Annotated in this window: 13 protein-coding genes and 2 pseudogenes; 5 read left to right on the top strand and 10 right to left on the bottom strand. The window is 59.9% G+C overall.

Features of this window, described 5'->3' with window-relative positions; translation table 11 throughout:
* Positions 1–481: 481 nt before the first annotated feature.
* From ACMUJL_RS05245 to ACMUJL_RS05200, 10 genes and pseudogenes are all read right to left on the bottom strand, one after another.
* Positions 482–3,877 (bottom strand): UvrD-helicase domain-containing protein, encoded by a 3,396-nt coding sequence (locus ACMUJL_RS05245; protein WP_416914438.1) that lies wholly within the window; start codon positions 3,875–3,877, stop codon positions 482–484.
* Positions 3,878–3,910: 33 nt separating this feature from the next.
* A complete protein-coding gene (locus tag ACMUJL_RS05240; RefSeq protein ID WP_375569948.1) occupies positions 3,911–5,245 on the bottom strand; it encodes an IS5 family transposase in 1,335 nt (444 codons plus the stop codon).
* A 118-nt stretch (positions 5,246–5,363) separates the two neighbouring features.
* A pseudogene (locus ACMUJL_RS05235) lies at positions 5,364–7,067 on the bottom strand (DEAD/DEAH box helicase); the annotation flags it as partial.
* A gap of 329 nt (positions 7,068–7,396) precedes the next feature.
* Positions 7,397–8,554: a penicillin-binding transpeptidase domain-containing protein gene (locus ACMUJL_RS05230; RefSeq protein WP_375569950.1), complete on the bottom strand. Its 1,158-nt coding sequence runs from the start codon at positions 8,552–8,554 to the stop codon at positions 7,397–7,399.
* A complete protein-coding gene (locus ACMUJL_RS05225; RefSeq protein ID WP_375569952.1) occupies positions 8,541–9,350 on the bottom strand; it encodes a hypothetical protein in 810 nt (269 codons plus the stop codon). Before ACMUJL_RS05225 ends, ACMUJL_RS05230 begins: the two co-directional genes overlap by 14 nt.
* Before the next feature lie 200 nt (positions 9,351–9,550).
* Complete coding sequence (locus tag ACMUJL_RS05220) at positions 9,551–10,885, bottom strand: vWA domain-containing protein (protein WP_416914157.1); 1,335 nt, start codon at positions 10,883–10,885, stop codon at positions 9,551–9,553.
* A complete protein-coding gene (locus tag ACMUJL_RS05215; RefSeq protein WP_375569956.1) occupies positions 10,882–11,634 on the bottom strand; it encodes a MerR family transcriptional regulator in 753 nt (250 codons plus the stop codon). Before ACMUJL_RS05215 ends, ACMUJL_RS05220 begins: the two co-directional genes overlap by 4 nt.
* A 380-nt stretch (positions 11,635–12,014) precedes the next feature.
* Entirely contained in the window at positions 12,015–12,623 is a 609-nt protein-coding gene (locus ACMUJL_RS05210) for a hypothetical protein (protein WP_375569958.1), read from the bottom strand.
* 62 nt (positions 12,624–12,685) lie between these two features.
* Positions 12,686–13,153 (bottom strand): hypothetical protein, encoded by a 468-nt coding sequence (locus ACMUJL_RS05205; protein ID WP_375569960.1) that lies wholly within the window; start codon positions 13,151–13,153, stop codon positions 12,686–12,688.
* Between the two features lie 147 nt (positions 13,154–13,300).
* Positions 13,301–13,558, bottom strand: a complete 258-nt coding sequence (locus tag ACMUJL_RS05200) for a helix-turn-helix domain-containing protein (RefSeq protein ID WP_416914156.1) — start codon at positions 13,556–13,558, stop codon at positions 13,301–13,303.
* 549 nt (positions 13,559–14,107) lie between these two features.
* Here ACMUJL_RS05200 and ACMUJL_RS05195 point away from each other — a divergent pair.
* The 5 genes and pseudogenes from ACMUJL_RS05195 to ACMUJL_RS05175 form a co-directional block, all read left to right on the top strand.
* A pseudogene (locus tag ACMUJL_RS05195) lies at positions 14,108–14,887 on the top strand (tyrosine-type recombinase/integrase); the annotation flags it as partial.
* Positions 14,860–15,786, top strand: a complete 927-nt coding sequence (locus ACMUJL_RS05190) for a hypothetical protein (protein ID WP_375569964.1) — start codon at positions 14,860–14,862, stop codon at positions 15,784–15,786. The pseudogene ACMUJL_RS05195 and the gene ACMUJL_RS05190, both read left to right, overlap by 28 nt.
* Positions 15,786–16,493 carry an ATP-binding cassette domain-containing protein gene (locus tag ACMUJL_RS05185; protein ID WP_068290836.1) on the top strand — a complete coding sequence of 236 codons (708 nt, stop codon included), beginning with the start codon at positions 15,786–15,788 and terminating at the stop codon, positions 16,491–16,493. The genes ACMUJL_RS05190 and ACMUJL_RS05185 overlap by 1 nt, the downstream gene beginning before the upstream one ends.
* Complete coding sequence (locus tag ACMUJL_RS05180; RefSeq protein ID WP_375569970.1) at positions 16,493–17,707, top strand: FtsX-like permease family protein; 1,215 nt, start codon at positions 16,493–16,495, stop codon at positions 17,705–17,707. Before ACMUJL_RS05185 ends, ACMUJL_RS05180 begins: the two co-directional genes overlap by 1 nt.
* Before the next feature lie 18 nt (positions 17,708–17,725).
* Positions 17,726–19,660: an SUMF1/EgtB/PvdO family nonheme iron enzyme gene (locus tag ACMUJL_RS05175; RefSeq protein ID WP_068290832.1), complete on the top strand. Its 1,935-nt coding sequence runs from the start codon at positions 17,726–17,728 to the stop codon at positions 19,658–19,660.
* Position 19,661: the final 1 nt, after the last annotated feature.

Here is a 19,661-nt window from a genome sequence, read left to right as displayed (position 1 = left end):
ACGTCAAGGGGAGCAGCTTTGTCAAACCGTTTTTTGACGTTAAATCAACGCCTTCTGGCCAGCCCGGGCGAAGGCGGCTTCCTGGCATGGCTTCTGCGGTCTCTGGATTTCTCTGGTTGGCTTCCTTGGATTCCCGGCGGAATCCACACCGGGCTGCGGGGCTCGCTCGTAAAGCACTGAAATTAAGTCAGAATTTGCAGCAAGCCGGCTGGAGTGGATTCCAGGTGGATTCCCCGGTGAAAAGGCCAGTCGCTAGAAAACTCGCGCGCTAAGCCCCCCCGTATACGAATAAGGCCCGGGAGGAACCAAGTGAGGGGGGACGTGCTCGGCCCATACAAACCATGCAGTAGGTCAGGTTGCGCCACCACGCACCTGCATGGATGGAATTTTCGCTGTTCACGCAATCCCATGGGCCAGTGCAATTTTGTAAAAAGGTGGAAAGCAGGACATTCCTCCACTCTACAATTAAGCTCGAATAACCTTACTCCAAGACAATTTCTGGTAGGATGACTTCCCATCGGTCCCTGTTCAACATCGCGCGATACTCTTCACCGCTTTCATGGGCATGGCGCGTGATAATCGCGCCTATGACTGCTAAGACAACACGCTTCCCGTCAGGGACAGACCATTCATCTCTCATTCTGATCAGGGTGCGTCCCTGTCGGTCTTTCAACCACGAGCGCCCGTTCTGCTGGATCAGAGTGACGGGGTCACCCGTCCGCGCATTGGCAATAGCGTCGAGACTGGCATCGCCATTCCGCAGCCGACCAGCCCAGTCGATGAACACTTGGCTCAAATCTGGCATGAGGTAAGTCCTGTCCGGAGGCAGGTCCTCAACTTCAGGCAGGGCGGCGTCCCGGTGCAGGATGCTGTCGTTGTTAGGTGGCAATAAGGCATGCGCGCCTTGCGTCATCACGGCAAGGCTGCGGCGGGCACGGGTCATGGCGACATAGAATAGGCGTCGCGGTGCATCGAGATCCTCGTTCCGTGATGGTCGGTCCCAGTCGCCGTTCAGAATCACTACGTCGTCGAATTCCAGCCCCTTGGCCCGGTGCGCAGTCATCAGCAACAACCCATGCTGTTCGCCCCTTGCGTCCCTTGCCCATTCACCGAACCATTCCACTAGATCCGGGACGGCGGCTGAAACGGTCCCGATTTCCTGGACCAAAGCTGCGACCCCCTCGGCGATCAAATCTGACCAACGGTTACGCGGCAAGGTATTTACGACCTCCAGCAAATCCGTCACGCCCAGCAGGCGCGTGTGGTCACGGCTGATGCCTTCGATGAATTGCCGCATCTCGCGCAAGCGCCACAGGCTGTGCAGGCTTTCGTTGGCCATTTCAACTGGGATACCCTGCGCCTCGGCGTAGGCACGAACCGGGGCGAGTTGCTGCCAGTTGCGCCCAATGATGGCTGTGCGCTTCCAGTTAAAGCCGTTTTCCAGCGCCTTCAGTCGCTGTAACTCTGTTACGGCGGCAACGGCCTGAGCACGATCCCCCGGCTGGCATTTTACCAACTGAACGCGCCCCTGGCCCACGGGATCGCCTTTGGTCATCACCCCGCCTGGCGGTTCCTTGCGACGGTTGCGATTGATAGTGATGTCGTGCCCCAGCTTCATCCGATCAGAAGCACCAGCAATCACCGCGTTCGATGCCGCGATGATGTGGCCGGTAGAGCGGTAATTCTCGACCAAATATTCGGGCCGCGCGCGATAGTCCTGCTCAAACTGGCGGATGTAATCGATCGACGCGCCCTTAAAGGCATAGATGTTCTGGTCATCATCGCCTACCGCGAAGAGACTTAGCTTCATGTCCTCATCTTCGATCGTCCGTCCGGCGACAGCGGCGATTAGCGCATATTCCTCAGCTCCTATGTCCTGATACTCGTCGACCATTATCCATCGATAGCCTTGGACCAATGTCTCGCGCTGAGCCTCGGCTTCGGTTTTGCTCAGCCCCTCGCCATTCAACTGGCGCACCGCTTCCATGACGATGCCGGCGAAATCTCGGCTTTCGGCCTGCGATCCGGCGAAACTTGCCCCAACCAGCCGCATCGCCATCGCATGACAGGTGGATACTGTCACGCCAAAGGCCTCATCCCCGATCAGGTGTCGCAACCGCGCACGGATTTCGACTGCCGCGTGGCGGTTGTAGCTCAGGACAAGGATGCTGCGCGGATCTTCGCGGCGCACGCGGATCAGGTAGGCGATGCGGTGAACCAGCACTCGCGTCTTTCCGGACCCAGGCCCGGCGAGCACAAGTGCGTTCGTGGCATCCCTGTCGTCGGCCACGATCTTCTGCTGCACGGGATTTCCCAGGAACTCGACAACGGAGGTCCAGGATTCGCCCGTCGTCTGGCGTTTGACCTCAGTCGTTCGCCCTTTCATCCAACGTCCCATGAAGCCTTCCTGATCAAGCGCGAAGTAATCCTCGGACAGACGCATGGCCTTGGGCATGGATGACAGTCCGGTCTCCGCGTAGGCGGCCATCACATGGGTCTGCACCGTCTGCTCATCGTAATGTTCTTGCAAAGGCGTAAAATCCTTGACCAAGAACTGAGTCTTGCCCGGAGCAAGGTGCACCGTCATCGCGGGCCGGAAAACGGTCAGGCCCTTGCCCAGCGTCACGACTTCTTGTTCGTGCAGCCACAAGAGCGCTCGGTCCATCAGCCGCGTCATCTCTTTGACTTGCCCGCGCAGTAAGGCATCGCCAGTAAGGCTCTCAAGCATATCACCGAGTGTGGTTTCGACTTGCTGGTCCTTGCCGCGCTGGCCTTTTTCAAGTCGCCCTAGCAGGTGCTCGACTAGCGCTTCTCCGGCTTGCCTCCGCAACGCGGCGGATTTCTCAAGAACAGACCACGCTCGTTGTAAGGCCAAGAGCAGCGTATCGCGCGACGCCTTGCGAAGGCGGACATTGCCCTTGCCACCATCGAGGTCACGGCCATCGTGGGCCATTCCCCGCAGCAGCTTCTCAACGATGTCGGGGCGCACATGGCCGTGGCCTTCATCCCGGAGTTTTTGGCAGGCCAGTTGTAGGTTGAACGGCGTGCTGACCTGGTCCTCGGCGTCGGGCGCTTGTTCCTGCATTAAGGCTATTAGGTCGGTTTCCAGCCGCGCTGCCTGCGTCAGGCGCTTGCGGGAATCTTCTGCTACGCCAGAATGCACGAACACGGTAACAGACGTATCGTTGCGAGCGATACCGAGGCTTTCCAGATCGGCAAGCGCCTTGGTCAACTGCCCGCCTGTAAGACCGCTGACGCCAGTCAGTTCATCGGTGGAAATACCTTCGTCTGCAGGGGCATTCATCAGATGGCGGACAAGGTCCATCAACTGCGTACGACGCATGCCTGTGATGTTTTCCCTATCGATCTTTGTTTCTGCCTCGTTGAGGCTGCGGACACGCAGTGAAGATGGGAAGACCCGAACCCGGTTTTCCTCGCGAGACAGCAAGTTAGCCTCTTCCAGCCACGATAGAGCAGTCTTGACCCGCGTGTCATCCGTCGCGCTCTCGCGTTGAAACTCGCGATCATGCTCCTGTCGAACGATCTCGCCAGAGGTCGCTACAACCGTGCCCGTGCTATTCGTGCGTTGATCCATGCGGCGCAAGGCTTTCAGGATTGCGCCGATTTCCTTTCGGTCGAGGCGAGATCGTGCAGACAGCTGGAACTGCCGCTCAACGTCATCGGGGGCGTATAGCAACACGCAGTTTGCATGATTACGGTCACGCCCGGCGCGACCTGCCTCTTGCAAATAGTTCTCCAACGACCCTGGAATGTCGCCATGCACCACCAACCTGATATCCGGCTTGTCGATACCCATTCCAAATGCATTGGTCGCTGCGATGACCCGCAATTCACCCACGCGAAATCTTTCCTGAATAGTTCACGCTGAACAACGCGATCCGGCGACAAGTTAGCAGTTTGCCGGCCTGATCCTGTCAGTTGCGGCGGCGCACAATGCGGCCAGGATGAGGGACAACAAAGCCCTGAGGTGGGCCAGTATCTTGCGGATGTTATGGCCGCAGCCACAGAGCACGGCGAAGACCGCGTCGCCGAACGTCCCCTTGAGCGGGCATCGCGACAGACGTCCGTCAGTTTTCATGTGTCCAATCTCTGGTTCTATGGCGCTTCGCCGCCTCAGCAATGTCTTCAGCTTTGGCGTCAGGCCCCGGCGCGTGCCGCTGATCAGCACTTTTGTCGTCGATACACCGTGGCCGCGATAGCCGCGGTCCACGACGGCCAGATCCGGAGTCCGACCGGTCAGGATCGCGACCTGCTCCAGGGCTTCGGGCAAAGTGTGCCCATCGTAGGGATTGCCCGGCAGGGCGCGCATGCCGACGACGAAGCCCTCGTCGATGGTAGTGGCCAGACTGACCTTGGTTCCGAACTCATAGCGTTTACGGGCCTTGCCTTTGGAGATGCAGTCGACCTCGGGTTCATGCAGGGCGTAAATCTTGCCATGGCCCTTTGGGTTCTGATGCAGCAGGCGACTGACGAGCACGAGGGTGTCCAGAGCACGCTCACGGAAGGCGCCACCCGGAATTTTTTCGAGCTGACGGCGGATGTCGCGGAGGATGCGGCCGGTGTAGCCCTTCAACTTTTTCAGGGCTTTGCGCATGCGCTTGAATTGCCGGGCGTGGGCGTAGCGCCCGATCTGCATCGCGAGGCGGGGTGCCAGTCGATTGTAGTTCTGCCGCAGCGTGATCTCGCCTTCGTGGGCCAAGGCCACAAGCTGGCGACGTGCCTTTTCATACAGGCGCGCATCCGTTGGATGCGCGATGTTCTTCTCCATCACCGTCGTGTCCACGGCAATGCGCGCGAGACTGCAATCCTCCACGGCCCCGGACGTGACCCCAGCTTCGATCGTCTTGGTCAGCAGCCACTCGGCCCCTTCCTCTCCGATCCGCTGACGCCAGCGGGTCAAGCAGGACGGATCGACAGGGGGGCGGTGCTGGAAGAACGTCTCACCGGTGAAGTGCTGGTAGTAAGGGTTCTCGACCCATCGGGCGACGACGGCGTCGTCGGACAAACGATAGGCATGTTGGAGATACAGCAGCCCCGCGACTAGGCGCGGCGATGTTGCTGGCCGCCCTGTCGTGGCAGGAAAGAAACTGGCCCATTCGGTTTCGAAGAACTCCCAGTCAATCAGCTTTTCCAGTTTCGCCAATGCGTGGCGAAGATCGATCATCTCAGTCAGGCGGGGACGCAGGAGATCGTCCTGCTCGTCAGTGCGGGGATGAGGCTTCATCACGGCTCCGGAATTTGCAAGGTTTCGCGACCCAGCATACGAAACCCTGCAATTTTCTGCTACAGTTTTTACGAAATCTACAAACAAATTCATATGCTTGTGACTTATTCAGGGCGAACTGAATAGTCTTCTTCTCATCCGGCGTCAGGCCCGCGTGATAGCGTTCCGCCGAAAGCCCCTGTTGTCGCAAAAACTGCGCCACGTCTTCGGTTGATTTACGGGTCGCGCAATATACCACAGCACCGGACGCGCCCTCTAGCGGCAAGCGCTGCTTAATAACCTCCATGATGTCCGCAAGCTTGGTCCGTTTGCCGGTCGACCGGACCTCGAAACTCAGGTTCGTCCGGGACGCCCCGCCATCGAGTAGCAAGAGGTCCGTCCCAAGCCGCTGGTGGAAATGGTCTCGAATGTCGCGCACGACCTCGGGCTTGGCCGTTGCGGTCAGGCAGATCACTGGTGCTGGGTCTTCGTCGCCTGCCGTTTCCCGTATAAACCGCGATATGTAGCGGTAATCGGGACGGAAATCGTGCCCCCATTTCGAAACGCAATGCGCCTCGTCAAGCACCCAAAGGCCAATCTCGCGTTGTTGCAGGTTCGAGCGGACAGACACGCTGCGCAACTGTTCCGGCGAAATCAATAGCATGGCTGCGTCCCCCATGCGGACCTTTTCCAATGCGTCCTGTCGTTCTGGCAAAGACAGCATCCCGTTTACCGTGACCGCCGAGGATATTCCTGTGCGCTCCATGCCAGCCACCTGGTCAGCCATGAGGGCGACTAGTGGCGAGATCACGACGGTAAGCGCGCCGGTCCGGTCAAATTTTGCAAGCGCTGGTACCTGGTAGCACACAGACTTGCCTGTCCCGGTCGGGAGAATGCCGAGCAGGCTATTGCCGCGCATGCCTTCATCAACGATGCGCTCTTGCAGCGGTTGGCCGTTGGCATCGGTGGGCGTCGGCCGGAAGCCATCGAACCCGAACCAACGCGAAAGAGCTTTCACGGGGTCGCTGTTCTCACAGCACCAGGCACAGTTCGGTGCATCGCAAGCGGTGTCGCGCAGGCTTTTGACTATGCGCGCTGCATCCGGGAACTGCATACGCACCCAGGGGGGCATGACGGAATCCCCCCCTGCGACCGAAATCCACGCCAGCGCATAAGCCAGGGGCCATCCCGTCAGCGGCGAGCCTAACTGATCCAACATGTGCCGAAGTGCCGTTCCGCAGACTTCACCGTCCAGCAACCGCCCAAGCGCCTGCCGCACCTGTTCGGTAGATGGCGCGCCTGTGGCGCGAACGTAAGAAAATACGGCGTCGAAGCCCTTATCCTGCTCGCCACGCGTCGTCAGGTAGTGGTAAGCGGCTACTGCATCTGGGCAATATGCGTTAATCGCGCGGAAGGCTTCCAATTGGTTGCCCAGAACGTCGAAAACTAGCCGCGCATCCGCCTCGGGATCGTTCACGTGTCCCGAAAGCAGCCGCGCATCGTGATAATGTTTTACCAGGTGGTGATAAGGGTTGCGTGGAAAAGCCAGTGGGTTGAGCCAGAGCGTGTCGATCGATGCTGCGGCAAGTTTAGCAAGCCGGGGTCTTATTGCCATGAGATGCGGCAGGTCGTGCCGACGGATATTGTGACCGATCACATGCCTTGTCTCGCCGAGATCTGCCTCTAAACGATCTAACGTTGCGTGCACGTCCTGTTGGTATCGGATGGCAGGCCTATGATCACAACGAACCGCCGCAAGATCAAAGATCCGCGCCGTATTAGGATTGACTTCCAGGTCAATCGACAGGCAACGCGCCAGAAACGGATCAGGTTGTTGGGGGATTCTAGCAGGGCTCACCGGTGAATTTGACCAAATCAAGAACGTATGTGTCCGTGAAACGCTATCATGGTCAAGTAAAACAGGCTAGGTGTTCAGCTCCGACATCTGCTGGACGCGACTGTCGTGCCAAAAGTTGTGCGACAACGAATTGCTGCTGCAACTGCATGCGCCTGCTAAAAATGGAGAGCTTACCGTTGCGTTGTGCATCATCCCTAGACCTTTATATTCTTGCTTCATAATGGCTCTATTCATCGGCTCTATACATGTTTTTTCATAGTCAATTATACAAATTTCCTCTTCCATGTTATGCCCAACTGTTCCGTGCTCAGCACTCAAAAATGATTTTTGAAAAGAAGAGGTCCAACTCGCTCCATGATTTTGGCAGAGACAGGCGCAGCGGTCCAAGCAGCTGTTCTCTTATGTGAGCCTGAGGCGATTAGAACTGGATCCTCAAGGAGGGTCACAAGAACATACCGAGGTTTTTCAATTGGAAAAACTGCGACAAAAGTCGTCACAAGTTTCTCTTCTGAGTTTCCACCATGATGCATTCTTACTTCCGACGTTCCCGTTGCGCCACCTGGCGAGTAAGCAGGAGCGTCAGTAAGTCTAGCCGTGCCCGTGACTACGGATTCACGCAACAACTCCCGGACGTAAGCTGAGGTTTCTCGTGACACGATGCGTTCGCCGCGTCGCGGTAGTGGACCGAATGTTGGATGGACCCGGGTTCCACCATTTACTAGACTTGCATAGCCTGCAGCAAGCTGGAGGGGGCTTACGGTCAATCCAAATCCATATGCAATGGTCGCGGCCGAAAGACTACCCCAAAGCTTCGGACGCATTGCAGCAATGTCTGTTGGATATTGTTCTTCGATATGATTGCCTTCCAAGAGCCCTAGGCTTCCCAAGAACTCTTGCTGGCGTTCAGGACCAATTTTTTGGCCAATTTGGGCACTCCCTACGAATGAAGAATTTAAAAAGATGTCGGCAGGCGTCATCTGACTATCTCTCGGGCGATAGTCACGTATTGCAAACCTTCCTATTGATAAGGATTGTGGTGTTTCAATCATTGTATCTGGAGTTACCAGACCCTCGTCTATCGCCTGTGCAACTGCAAAAATCCTCATTGCAGCACCAAGCTCGTGAACATTATTAGCTGCCCTGTTGAACTGCGGCTCTTCCGCATCTGCGGCGCCTTCCCCAACGACAGACACTAAGCTGAGCACTCGCCCCGTATTGACATCCATGATTACGACAGCGCCCGCAGCGGCGTTCATCTCACGCATGCCGTCGAGCAGAACAGCCGCGGCCTCTCGTTGCACTGGGGAATTGGCGAGGGCACGCCGCGGCACTCTGTCAATAACACCGACGTCGGTGATCAGCGGAGCGGTTGGAGTACAACCACTTCCCAAAAGGACTGCCACAGTTGCCGCGTAAAGGATGTGTCTCATGAGTGGGTTGACCTCGCCATGCTGCTCTTTATTGCTTTTCACCAAATAGTTTCGTTATTTCGTTACCCCAACGATCAATTTGCCTATCAAACCATCTTTTGTTTTCCGTATATCTTGGAAGCGTTGCGGACCATTCATGCAAATCTTCAGTTGTCTTGGGTGCCTTCGAAATAAGATCATTCATTCGCCCCCACTGAAGCAAATGATGATATCCTTTCATTTCCCTTCCCCGCTCCTTGGCGGCATCTTCTATTTCTTGCCGTAATTCTTCAAGTCTCGATCTGACAGATTGTTCTTTGCCCTGCTCTCTTGCAGCTGTAGACGAGTCGCTCGCAGAGAAGTTAAGCAAAATCTTATCTAGCTTGTCATGCAGAGAATCGAACCTGGCTCCAAAATCCTCTTCTTCACTTTGTGGATTTTCCGGAACCACGTACTCCGAGGTAATTGACCTAAACAGCGATTCATTAATTTGGAGAAGCTTTCGAAGTGATCCATTCTCAGATTTGGGTCTGTAGGATTGCAGGAAGAAATCAACAGAACTCGATATGGCTAGGGCCAGATTTCGCGTATCTCTGTCATGTTCATGGGCATGAGTATTCAAAACCTCCACCATGAAAATTAATACTCTTCTTTCATGAACTAATTTAGTTCTCATTAAGACTTCTGCGTCGTCATTGATTTTTTTTTGGAGCCCCTGTGTAAGTTTGTTCAGGAAGCCTCGCAGATCACGAGCCGTAACACATTCTTCCCTCGAAAGGGCGGCCCGTTCTAGTGCATATTCTATCAGCAGCTCCAGAATAGGACTCCGAGATTGGTGTAGGTATTTGGCTGGATCCATTAGTCTACCTCAAATTCGTTCATTACCTCAGCCCCGATGTGGTTGATCACCTTCAACGCCACGTAGGAACCCAGTGTCGACCAAGTCTCCTCGTCGAACTCGGGCTTGTCTTGACAGCGGAATCAGACAATCAGACCGGTGCGTTCCCGAAGGCAATTCAAGTCCAAGCTGATGATCCCCCATCGTCACTCTCTCTGGCGTCAGCCTTTAGCGCCATCGTCGGAACGATCAAACCGACGGCCCTGAGCCGGCTTTTTGCGGAGATACGCAGCCCGCTCAGCCTCAGAAGCTGCGGACCACGCGGAGGGCGTAAACTCATCCGACGCAGCAAGTCGGTTGCGCATCTTTTGAGCGGTGAATATCGCTTCTTTCGAGAAGCCCTCGACATCCCGGCGGCGTGCGATTCTTTTAAGGCCATCCAGGCTCTCGGCCACCCACTTGTTGTCGCCGGCCTCGCGCTCTGCCTCTGCGAGGAGTCGTTCGACCTCGGTCCATTGCCGCGCGCGAGCTGCCACGCGAGCCTGATCCTGGATGTCTGCGGCACGCAGTTCGTTTCGACGCGCTGTAATCGTTTCATCGACTTGAAGTGCCGCGAATGCGCCGGCGGGCAGCCGTGGGAGATGCAGGCTGGTGGGGCCTGCCATAAGCCGTTCACCATTCATGGTTTCGAAGTCCAGAACCGCACGCAGAAGAAGTCGATCTACTGGTTGTTCTGACCTTTCCGAGAAGCGAAGGCGAACCAACGCCCATGCCTCCCCGCCTTCGGCCAAATCCGGCAAGATGAGGGCATCGTTTTCCTGAAGGTAGCGATTCAAGACCGTCAATCCGACACCCTCGCCCGGTGTAAGGGACAGTCGCAGACGTCGGGCAAGAAGGTTCGACAGAAGCTCAAGTTCTTCACGAAATGGGTCGATGAGGTCTTCGGCCCGCTCGCCGTAATAGGCTGCACCTTGACCGGACCTTGCGATCTCGAGCAGGAGAAGTTCATCGAAATGGGCGCCGAGACCGCAAGTCGTCGTTGTAATGCCCGTGGCCGCAATGCGGGCTGCATCCTGCGCTAGCGTCAAAGGGTTGCAGACGCCACGGTTCGCGCGGCCGTCGGTGAGTAAGAGGACGCGGCCCATCTGTTCGGGCTCTCGCATCTGCGCCGCCTGTTCAACTCCTGCCATCCAGCCATCATGCAGTGCTGTCGCACCGGCGGGTTGGATCGAGTGAATGGCATTCGCAATTTCGGTACCATTTCCAACGGGACGGCCTTCAATCAGAACCTGCGCGTGCGCCGCATAGCAAACAATCGCAATGCGATCACAAGGCCTGAGGTTTTGGACCAGAAAAATTGCGGCACGCTTCGCCTCCACGAGAGGCTGACCACTCATCGACCCAGAGTGGTCAATAACAATAGAAAGGTTCAACGGCGGTTTCTCTGCCGAACCAAAGATATCTTCAGTAGCTGCAGCCCTCACGAGCGCATGGAGTTCGTTGTCATGGCCCTCCAGGCGCGCAGCATGCTGAGGAGTAATTGACAGGTTGATCATTCCGGCTTTTCCTCTTTGCGAAAGCAAGGGTTCAGAAGGCTGGCAAGAACAATGCGCGCTAGGGCGTGCGCATCGGATCGCCCAAGGGATCGCAGGCGTGTAGTCTCGATATTCAGCTCCACGCCGCTAGCAATCTCGAGACGGGTATAGGTGCGAGACGCAACCTCCGCAGCATTTTCGCCTAGCTCATGGCGTGAGGCGACGAGGTCCTTCTGCAACGCAGCTCGGTCAGTTATCGGAAAGCTCTGCTGGAACGCCGGCGGACTGTCGGTCTTGGCTGGCGACGAACTGCGGCGCTCTGCGATCCTAGACCTGATGACGCGCAAGGCGTCAAGAGCGGGATCTGTCTTGCTCGGTTCGACCCAAGAATGTCGCGTGGCAGCCTGCGCCGCTGCCGCACCAGGCAGCAAGGCCCGGACTTCCTGGAGCGACAGGACCTGGAGTTCGTCCGTAATTTTCTGAAGGGGCCAGCCGTCTCGCAGGAGCAGACGCGCCGCCAGCAGACGGATCAGATGCTCCCAGCTATAGATGGCGGCCTTTCCCTCACGCCGGGGTCGGTCGAGGATGCCGCGTTGAGTATAGTCACGTACGAGTCGAACGGTGAGGTCAGGTCGGTCTTCGATGCGTAACATCGTGCACCATTGTCCGCCAACTCGGGCAAGGTCTTCGACATCCCCCTCCCAGTCTGACATGGTTTCGAGTAGCAGCTGGCCCACGGCGATTTTCCATACTTCATCGTTTTCCAGCACGTATAACAGCCATCAAAAAATGTCAATGACATTGATTATTGTTATCGTTTGGGTTGAAATGATCTAGTTCGGCGCAAGGACAAAGTGGCATTCGTCGCTTGGTCGGACGCCCAGACGTTGCGCGTCACTCTTCTGCTAGGGTTTGCACCCGCTGTATGATTCGGGCTCCGCAATGGCAGCTACAGATCGAGCATGATGATTCAAATGCGAAGAGGTCTCCCTCGCTACGATCTGCATGAGTGTCGATGCTGAAACCGATGCGCCGACGCCTGGTGCAGCATGCTCGGTACGCGTTGGCGTCTCGATCAATGGTCGCTACGAGAGTATGCCGTGACCTGGCATTGCACCTGTATCGATCTGCCTTCCGCTCTCTACGACGTTCATCCTGTCTTCCACGGCCGCCACTTCGGCATCACTGGCGTTACCTTTACCTCCCGTAGCATACCGCACGCCAGCAGCCCTTCCTGCACCCATTCCAGCGCCAGCCACCAATGATCGTGGGCGCGCCGCGCCGCGTCGATCTGTTGTGGATGCGGTGAGAACGTGATGGGGCATGCCAAAACTTCGACGGTGCGCCATTTGCCCCGACTCAGGATCCGTTCGGTGCTAATTACGATGGTTGTCGCCCGCTCCCCATGCTGGTTGCGCTTTACGTCTACCGGCACACAGCGCGGCACTGCTCCCGGCATCCAGTCTGGAGTCAGCCCAGCGCGGGCAAGCTCGGCGACGCGGATAGCCATGCGCTTGCCGCCGAGGCTATCAGGCATTCCGGCAACGGTGGCGGCGATAACCTCGGCATCCTCGTGTGTGTAGCTGCCGATCTTGTACTGGCCACCATCAACCTTGCAGCCGAGGGTGGCGCGTTGCAGCAGGACGTACTCGAGGCCGAAGCCAAACCCGTGCTGGCGCTCGGGGTCGGGCGGCTCGGGCAGCTCAAGCTGGGCATGCTCAACGCGAAATGCCCATTCCAAGGCCTGCTGAACCGACATGGACCGCTTCGGCCGGCCTGGCCCGGCACGCCCAGCGCCTGCACGCAAATTGCGATCATGTTTCATCGGATCCCCCGCTCACGGAGGCGCTCCGCCGTCACCAGCCCACGAGCAAGCATCGCGTCGCGCATGGAGTTCGAGATCGTGCTCACGGGGACGTAGCGATCGGAGTTCACCATCTCGGCATAGAAGACCGGCAGATCCGTGATTGGTCGGGTTTCCGGCGCCGCGACCGTCTTCGACTTGCGCCGTTTTCGTGATACCTCATCCGCCTTGCGCTGGGCAGTGCGCTGCATGACACGGTCTAGCGCCTTGGGCCCATCAGGGGGCTCAGGGTGTTCCTGCCGTGACGCCTCTGCCGCCTCGAGGATTTCAGCCTCGCTAAGCCCCAGTTCGGTTTGCCAGCGCCGGACATGCGCCCGGGGCGGCCAGCCTTGCCACCAGCCGGGCAGGGGCCCGTCGGGGTCAAAGCCCAGCGCCGTGAGCAGCGATCCAAAAAATCCCTCATCGAGGCCCTCACGCGTCTGCACGCCCTCCTCCTCCTTTACTGGTTTGCTTACTGGTTCTCTTACAAGGTTACTGTCCGGATTTCGGACACGGCTCGCGCCGCCGTTCATCAATCCAGTCCTGCCGGGCGCGGTCGCGCGCGCTGGGCTTGCGGAAGGGCAGGGGAATGCTCATCGACGCCCCCCACTGCGCTTGCGGCGCGACGCTGTGCCTTCCTGTTCTTCAAGCCATTCGAGGACGGTGGTGCGGCGGTAGTAGACCTTGCGCCCGGCTCGGATACACGGCGGGCCGGATCGCAGAACGTCCCAGCGACGCAAGGTGTCCTCTGACACTCCGAGCTGTTGCGCGAGGTCGGTCCTGCTGATCCATCCTCCCAGCAAGCCGCCTGACGGCCTTGCGATGCTTTCACCGATTTCGTGCGATTGCATGATGTCCCTCCAGTTTTGCGCCCCGATGCGGGCCATTTCGGAAGGCTACTCAGGCACAAGCTTGAGGGTGGAAGGGAGGAACGGGGTGGAATGGAATCACGAAACCCGTTCCACCCCCATATTTCATTGATGATTTCGCGCGCTGTGGGTCCGCCGTCCTTCGAGCTGAAGCCACCTCGCAGGCCATCCTCGGACCGGTTTCGGCGACACTCGGCGGCAAATCCCCTGAAATCCCGGCATTCGCGTGCAATTCGGGGGTGGAACGCCGCAAAACGCGTTCCACCCCCTGTAATTATTGAAGATTCGCAGCTTCCAGCGCTGACCGGGGCTTGCATGGAGGCTCAAACGTCCTGCCTGCGGGTGTGGCAATGTTCGACAGCGGGACAATGGCACGTCACGTAGCGGCAAAATCTTCAAGAAAACTTGGGGGTGGAAGCGATCTGTCTCCATGATGCCACCCTGTTCCACCCTTCCACCCCGGTCGCCATGCTCTGATTGATGACGGTCTGGATCTACGCCTGATGACAGGTCCAGGCGAAAGGATTTGGCATGGTGAACAGACAGAAGCTGACCGAAAAGGTTCTACGAGAGGCCATTCCCGCCGATGGGCGCGACTATCAGATCTTCGACACCGATGTGCGTGGCTTTGCCGTCTGCATCTATCGTGGCGGTGGCCGCGCCTTCACACTCGACTATCGCTACGCTGGGCGCCAGCGCCGGATGACCTTCGGGCGCTGGCCTGAGTGGGGTGTCACGGCGGCGCGGGAACGAGCCAAGGAGCTGCGCCGCGAGATCGACGCAGGGGGAGACCCGCTGGCCACGCGCGGTGCTCTGCGCGAGGCGCCGCGCGTCACTGACCTGATCGAGCGCTACGTCGAGGTGCATTTGCCCCATCTCGCGGCTTTGAATGCTGCCGACCAGCGCTCCATGATGGAAAAGTTCATCGGGCCCGCGTGGGGCAGGATGCTGGTCCCGGAGGTCTCGGCCTATGACGTCGAGTTGCTTCTGACCAAGGTTGCCGAAGGACGCGCACGTCCCGCCAAGCAGAAGCCGAACAACCGCGCGCGCAAGTTGCAAGGGGCCAAGCCCACGCCGGTGCGCGCAAACCGTGTCGGCGAGGTGATCCGCAAGATGTTTGCCTATGCCATCAAATGGGGGTGGCGCGAGGACAACCCTGCCATGGGGTTCCGTCGCCGCATGGAGACACCCCGCGAACGCTACCTCTCGCAAGAGGAAATCTCACGCCTCGCCATGGCGCTCGATGCGGCGCAGGACGACCGTGCCGCCGGGATCATCCGCCTGTGTATGTTGACAGGCGCACGGGTGGGCCGCGCTCCATCGGGCGGCTTGCCGAGCGGCAGGGCGTTTCGCTGTCGATCGTCCATATCCTGACGGATGCCGGCAAACAGGATCACCGCGCCGCGACCTCGGCCTATGCGGAATTGACCCGTGCGCGCGGCGGCAGCGTTCCGTCCTATTTCACGGTGCGTGGGGATGGACCTGCGCGCTTCAGCGAAGCCCTGACGGCATTGGCGCGTCAGCTGGCCGAGCCGCTGAACAGGTTGCGGCAAGGTGAAGTCGTCGATAGCGAGCCAAGGCTGAAAATCTTCGAGGGCGATACCTTCCTGGCGCTGGAAGGTATCGACGGCGCACCCGTGGTGATCAGCGAGGACCGCGGCAGCGAGGCGCTGGCCGATGGGATCGTGACCGAGCTTTTCCGCTTTCAGCAGGAATATCTTGGCGAGCTGGACGGCGGTGAGGCGCCTGATTTCTACCGCGCCTGGGTTGCGGATCGCGACCTTGTCGACCCGCGGGTCGCTTCCATGGATGTGAAGGTCCTGATCACGCGTGACCAGCTCAGCGATTTCACATCGCGGCTGCGCGATCTGGTGACGCGCCTGGACACCAAGCAGACCGGCGCGCTTGATGCGTTTTCGACCATTGTCGACGTATCCTCGCGCGCCTCGCTGGATCCCAACGCGGCGGTGGGCCAGGCCTTGATGCCCGACTATATCGCCCGCCTGCCTTACAAGTCCGATTTCCTGTCGATGGAACTTGACGAATGGGCTGGCCTGGGGCCGCAGCAGCAGGGGGAAATCCTCAAGACCGTGCGCGACCGCATCAGCCTGTTCGAGGATATCGCCCGAACCGAGGCGGGATGGCTGGATCTGCCGGGGCGGGATGGCGGTCTGGCCGTCTATCCGCTGGCTCTGGACGATCTGCCGTAATGGCACTGCGTGTGCGCAACATGTGCCTGAGGCGTGGCACCGGGCCGGATGGGTTCGAGTTGCGCATCCCCGCCCTGACGCTGGGCAAGGGCCATGCGGTTGCCCTGCATGGTCCATCGGGTCTGGGCAAGTCCACCTGTCTGGAACTGCTGGCAGGCGTGGTGCGCCCCGACGAGGTTGAACTGTTCAGGCTGGATGACGCGGATGGCGAAGAGATGGACCTGGCCAGCCCCGACCTAGATACCGCCCCGCTGCGGGCCGGACCGATCGGTTACGGGCCACAGTCGGGGGGGATGCTGGGGTTCCTGAACGGGTGGGACAATGCCAGGGCGTCGATCAGCCTGTCCGGCCTGGCCGGCGACCCCGAGATCGAGCAGCGCTTTGACCGGCTTGTGGCGCATCTGCAGCTGGAAGACTGTCTTTCAAAGAACCGTGGCGCATTGTCGGGGGGGCAGCGCAAGCGTGTTTCGCTGCTTCGCGCCATGGCGCTGCCCCGTTTCCTGCTGGTTCTGGACGAACCGACGGCGGGGTTGGATGACGCGCTGGCGGACTGCGCCGTGGACTGCATCCTGCGGGTCTGCCGGGACGAGGGCACGATCTGCATCGCTGCCATGCATGACGTCGAGCGCGCGGCCGAATTCGGCATGATCCCCATGCGCCTCGAGCCGACCGCGCAGGGTGCAGTCCTTGCGACGGTGGCGACGTGATGATGCGGTCCTTGCCCTTTGTCGCGCGCCTGCTGACGGTTGCGCACTGGGCGATGGCCGATCTGCGGCGCGATGTTGCGATTTCCGTCATGTCGGTGCTGTTGCTGTTCCTGCTGATCGGCCCCCCCTTGTTCCTGGAAGTCCTGCGCGCGGGTGTCGTTGAAAGCTGGGCAGCCGCCCTGCAGGCAGATCCGCGCAACCGCGAGGTTGTGATCATCGGCGAAAGGCCGGTCAGTGATGCAGAGATCGCCGACCTGAGTGATCTCCCGCTGACCGGGTTCATCGTTCCCGAACCATCCACCTTCATCTCGACAGTAAGATTGCAGGCGCAGGGCCGCCCCATGGCGATGAACATGCGCACCTCGGCGCCGGGTGATCCCCTGCTTGGCGACACGCCGGCCCCGACCTCGCCGGAACAGGTCACCCTGACACATGCCGCCGCGCTTGCCCTCGGGGTGTCCAGGGGGGACGAGGTGCAGATGACACTGCGCCGGCGCCCGCGCGAAGGCCCCCAGGAAAACCTGACCATCCTTCTGCGGGTTGCTGCGATCGTGCCGCAAGAGGTCTGGAGCGAGGAAGTCGCATTCCTGAACCCTGCGCGTGCTGCGGGGGCGGCCTTGTGGCTGCAACCCGGGTCTGGCCGCCAGAATGCCCTTGCGGAACTGGGCGAGGATGTCTGGCGGTCGTTCCGCATCTACGCAACCGAAGTGCGCCAGGCGCCGCTGCTTGCGCAGGAGTTGACACGCCAGGGCTTCGAGACCCGCATCGCATCCGAGCAGGTCGCCCTGTTGGTGAACCTGTCCGACGGGCTGCGCAGTCTGATGCGGATCAGCGTGATCGGTGGCATGGGCGGGCTGTCCGTGGCGGTCTGGCTGTTGCAGGTCCTGTCCGTCGCGCGACATCGCCGGGAGATTGCCCTGATGGCTGCTGCCGGGCTGGATCGCGCAGGGCTTATCACCTTCTTCGTGTTGCAGGGGCTGATGCTGAGCCTGCTGGCTCTTCTGCTGGCGATCATGTGCCTGTTTCCGATGCTGCGCTTTTCGAACGCCTTTGCCGATCGTTTCCTGCAAAGCGCCGACGCCAGCGCGGGCGTCGACCCGATGATCCTCGCAAGCGCTGCTGCGGCGGTCCTTTCCCTTTCCTTGACAGCGGCTGCGGTCGCGGCCTGGCGCATCCGGCGGTTCGATCTGTCCGCCGATCTGCGCGCCGATTGACATGGGAGTCACAACGCCATGAACCTGATGAACCGTCGCCCCCGCAACCACGCGTTCCCCCGCGGTCTTGTCCCGCTTGCCCTGTCGGCCGTTGTCATGGTGTCGATGCTGCATGTGCCGGGAACCGCAGTGGCGCAGGATGGCCTGCCCCCGGACTGGTGTCGCCTTGATGCGCCCGGCCTGTGGCGCGACCTGCGCGAAAAGGCACGCGCCGCCGGCACCCGAGAGGTCGGGGACTGCCCCGCCGGGGGGGATCCGGCACGGTTGCCCGAACGCCTGGTCGTGCCGCTGCCCTGTGGGCGCTATCTGGACATGGTCAGGGTCGATATTCCCGTGAAAGCCTTGCTGGACCATCTGCCGGTTGTGATTGGCGGGGCGCCAGATGATGCCGACGTGCTGACCCGCCAGGTTCAAGGCGCACGCGAGATCGCGATTTCAGGTGCGTTCAGCCTTGCCGCGGAAGGGCTTGCCGCGGGCTATGAAGGAATGGAGCGACGCGCTTACTGGATGGCCAGCCATGAATGGACCATCCTGCAACAGGCTTTGGTCGACAGTGGCGCCTTTGACGCCGCCGCGCGCGGCGAGGATACCGCGGATGCGTGCAAGCAGGCCGAGCAACTGGTTCAGGGTGCCGATGATCGGCGCGTTCTGCCGGCGACAAACCTGTCCTGGTACGATGCCCAGAACAACCTGCGCGCACTGAATGCCTATGTCATCGCACAGGGCAATCGCCTGATCGACCAAGGCGGCGCGCCCTTGATCCCCTGGGAACAGGGTTCGACGGGTTTCTTCCGGCTGCCGACCGAGGAGGAGTGGGAATTCGCCGCGCGCGGCGGGGTCAACGGCATCGCGGTGCTTGGACCGCTGCACAGCGTCACGGACCCGGCCTCAGGGCGTGCGCGTACCCCCGAACTCAAGGAGATCGCGAATCTGGGGCGCACCCGCGGCGGGGAAACCGTGGCCGGCGTGGGGGGGTATCTGCCCAATCTGCTGGGCATATTCGACACGGTGGGCAATGCCTCGGAACTGGTGCATGACCTGTTCGGCCTCGTGCGCCCGGATCGCGAACATGGTGCGACCGGCGGGATGGTCCTGCGGGGGGGCAATTCGCTGACCCCGGACACGGTGATCGGCATCGCGCATCGGCAGGAGGTTCCCCCTTTCGATGTGTCTGGCGAAGGGCGTTCACCGGTCGCCGGCATGCGTGTGGTGCTGACATCGCCGGTGATTTCGCGCGGCTATGATCCCTCGGGCAACCGGGCATCCGATCTTCCCAACCCGGAACTGGAGCGAAAGATCGAGGAAAGCCTGCGGGAGCTTGTCGCGGTCAGAAGCACGGCTGGCGCATCGTTCCGCGATGAGGCCCGCAACCTGCTGTCACAGTTGCAAACCGACCTTTCTGCTGCGAATGCCGGGGTTGCTTCGGCCGAGCAGGTCAGCCGCGTCACGACCGCGCTGGAACAGTCTGAGGCCGCGATCAACGAGGCGCGGGTCGCCGAAATCAGGGCGCGGGTACGATCTGCCGTCGATGGGATCCTTCTGATCAGGAACATCTCGGCCATTTCGCTGGTCTGGCTGGCAGACCTCGAGAAGGCACGGGCGCAGGTGCAGCAGGTCACCGACAGCCGCCGGGCCCAACTGGAAGAGCGCATCGACAAAGCCTTCGAGAACGTCGACCGGCGCATCGCGATCATCGGCGTGCAGGTCTCGGAACTGCAAAACACCCTGCGCGTCCTTGCTCAGGCCGATCCCGAGCTTGTCGAGAATGCGCGCAGGGAAATCAGCCAGGGGCTCAGGGCGGCCGGGATCGAACTTTACGACGAATGGGCCTGGCCGCTGTACGACGGCGCGCTTGAACGGGTGCGTGCCCTGCCGGGCACGGACCTGACCGCCGAGCTTACCCAGCGCCTAGACATTTTTGCCAAGGAACGCGCCGAGAAATACGGGCGCTGAG

The organism is Seohaeicola sp. (assembly GCF_048006315.1).
Classification (GTDB): domain Bacteria; phylum Pseudomonadota; class Alphaproteobacteria; order Rhodobacterales; family Rhodobacteraceae; genus Seohaeicola.
This window is presented reverse-complemented; position numbering and strand designations above follow the sequence as displayed.